Source organism: Streptomyces sparsus (assembly GCF_054776295.1).
Genome location: NZ_BAAHCA010000692.1, coordinates 1 through 2,635, shown reverse-complemented (window position 1 = coordinate 2,635; position 2,635 = coordinate 1). Strand labels below are relative to the sequence as shown.

The 2,635-nt window shown below is 72.7% G+C and carries 2 protein-coding genes; both read left to right on the top strand.

Going from position 1 to position 2,635, the window contains the following annotated elements; all coding sequences use genetic code 11:
• Positions 1-79: 79 nt before the first annotated feature.
• Entirely contained in the window at positions 80-1,222 is a 1,143-nt protein-coding gene (locus ACYVE9_RS22205; protein WP_461029658.1) for an acyl-CoA dehydrogenase family protein, read from the top strand.
• 140 nt (positions 1,223-1,362) lie between these two features.
• Positions 1,363-2,577, top strand: coding sequence for an acetyl-CoA C-acetyltransferase (locus ACYVE9_RS22200; protein WP_461029657.1), 1,215 nt, complete (start codon positions 1,363-1,365; stop codon positions 2,575-2,577).
• Positions 2,578-2,635 lie beyond the last annotated feature (58 nt).

Genomic DNA, 2,635 nt, shown 5'->3' with positions numbered 1-2,635 from the left:
AGCGCGCCCGCGGGCGCGGCGACAGCGGGCGCGGTGCGGTACCGGCCCGGAGGCAGACCTGACCAGGATGGTGAGCGGCATGCGGCGGCAGATCTACACCGACGACCACGAGGCGTTCCGGCAGAGCGTTCGGGCCTTCCTGGCGAAGGAGGTCGTCCCGTACCACGAGCAGTGGGAACGGGACGGCATCGTCAGCCGGGACGCGTGGCTGGCCGCCGGCCGCCAGGGCCTGCTCGGACTGGCGGTGCCCGAGAGCCTCGGCGGCGGCGGGAACGACGACTTCCGCTACAGCGCGGTGCTGATGGAGGAGTTCACCCGTGCGGGTGCGTCCGGCATGGCGGTCGGGCTGCACAACGACATCGTGGGCCCCTACCTGCTCGCGCTGTCCACCGAGGAGCAGAGACAGCGCTGGCTGCCCGGCTTCTGCCGCGGTGAGCTGATCACCGCCATCGCCATGACCGAGCCGGGCGCCGGATCCGATCTCCAGGGCGTCAGGACGACCGCCGAGGACCGCGGTGACCACTGGCTGCTCAACGGCTCCAAGACCTTCATCTCCAACGGCATCCTGGCCGACCTGGTCGTGGTGGTCGCCCGCACGTCCCCCGAGGGCGGGGCCGGAGGGCTCAGCCTGCTGGTGGTGGAACGCGGAGCACCCGGCTTCGAGCGCGGCCGCAACCTCGACAAGATCGGCCAGAAGGCCCAGGACACCGCCGAGCTCTTCTTCCACGACGTGCGGGTGCCGAAGGAGAACCTGCTGGGCGAGCGGGACGGCGCCTTCGTGCACCTCATGACGCACCTCGCGCAGGAGCGCATGGGCATCGCCATCGCCGGCGTCACCGCCGCCGAGCAGCTGCTCGACCTCACCACGACGTACGTCAAGGAGCGGGAGGCGTTCGGCCGTCCGCTGGCCAAGCTCCAGCACGTCCGCTTCGAGATCGCCGAGATGGCCACCGAGTGCGCCGTCACCCGCGCCTTCGTCGACCGCTGCATCAGCGACCACACGGCGGGCACACTGGACGCGGTGCACGCGTCGATGGCCAAGTGGTGGGCGACGGAGCTCCAGAAGCGGGTCGCCGACCGCTGCCTCCAGCTGCACGGGGGCTACGGCTACATGAGTGAGTACCCGGTCGCCAAGGCGTTCACCGACGGCCGCATACAGACGATCTACGGCGGCACGACCGAGATCATGAAGGAGATCATCGGCCGCTCGCTGCTCGCCTGACCACCGCGCCTCCTGCCCGACCAGCGCGCCACCCGAGCCGCCCGCCACCCGATCACCGCGCCAGCCGAACACCGCGCCATCCGACCCGCCCGCCAGGGCCTCGGCACCACCGGGGCCCGCCGCCCGAAAGGCCGATGACCTTGAGCACCGAAGCGTTCGTCTACGACGCCGTCCGCACCCCGCGCGGTCGCGGGAAGGCCGCCGGCGCCCTGCACGGCACCAAGCCCATCGACCTGGTGGTCGGCCTCATCCACGAGCTGCGCCGCCGCTTCCCCGACCTCGACCCGGCCGCCGTCGACGACGTGGTGCTGGGCGTGGTCAGTCCGCTCGGCGACCAGGGGTCCGACATCGCCAAGACGGCGGCCATCGCCGCCGGACTGCCCGACACCGTCGCCGGCGTGCAGCTCAACCGCTTCTGCGCCTCCGGCCTGGAGGCCGTCAACCTCGCCGCCGCGAAGGTCCGCAGCGGCTGGGAGGACCTCGTGCTGGCGGGCGGCGTCGAGTCGATGTCCCGCGTCCCGCTGGGCAGCGACGGCGGCGCCTGGGCGATGGACCCGATGACGAGCTTCGACACCGGTTTCGTGCCGCAGGGCATCGGCGCCGACCTGATCGCCACCATCGAGGGCTTCACCCGGGCCGACGTGGACGGCTACGCCGCCCTCTCCCAGGAGCGGGCCGTGGAGGCGTGGAAGGACGACCGGTTCGCGCGGTCCGTCGTGCCCGTGCGGGACCGCAGCGGGCTCACCGTGCTCGACCGGGACGAGCACATCCGGCCGGGCACCACCGCCGAGTCGCTGGCCTCCCTCACCCCCTCGTTCGCCGCCATGGGTGAGCAGGGCGGCTTCGACGCGGTGGCGCTGCAGAAGTACCACTGGGTCGAGCGCATCGACCACGTGCACCACGCGGGCAACTCGTCCGGAATCGTGGACGGTGCCGCCCTGGTGGCCGTCGGCAGTGCCGAGGCGGGCCGCCGGTACGGGCTCCGGCCGCGGGCTCGGATCATCTCGGCGGCGGTCTCCGGCGCCGACCCGACGATCATGCTCACCGGACCGGCGCCGGCCGCCCGCAAGGCGCTCGACAAGGCCGGCCTGACCATCGGCGACATCGACCTGGTGGAGATCAACGAGGCGTTCGCCGCGGTGGTCCTGCGCTTCGTGCGGGACATGGGCCTCTCCCTGGACCGGGTCAACGTCAACGGCGGCGCCATCGCGATGGGGCATCCGCTGGGCGCCACCGGTGCGATGATCCTCGGCACGCTCATCGACGAGCTGGAGCGGCGTGACCAGCGGCGCGGCCTCGCCACGCTCTGCGTCGGCGGCGGCATGGGCATCGCCACCGTCATCGAGCGCCTCTGACTTCGGCGTCACCCCCGCCCGCCCGCCGCCCGCGGCCCGTGTCCGGCCCCGGCGTGCG

Bases quoted from the DNA above. Each gene is read 5' to 3' on its own strand.
- ACYVE9_RS22205 (WP_461029658.1), top strand. From the start codon at position 80: ATGCGGCGGCAGATCTACACCGACGACCACGAGGCGTTCCGGCAGAGC.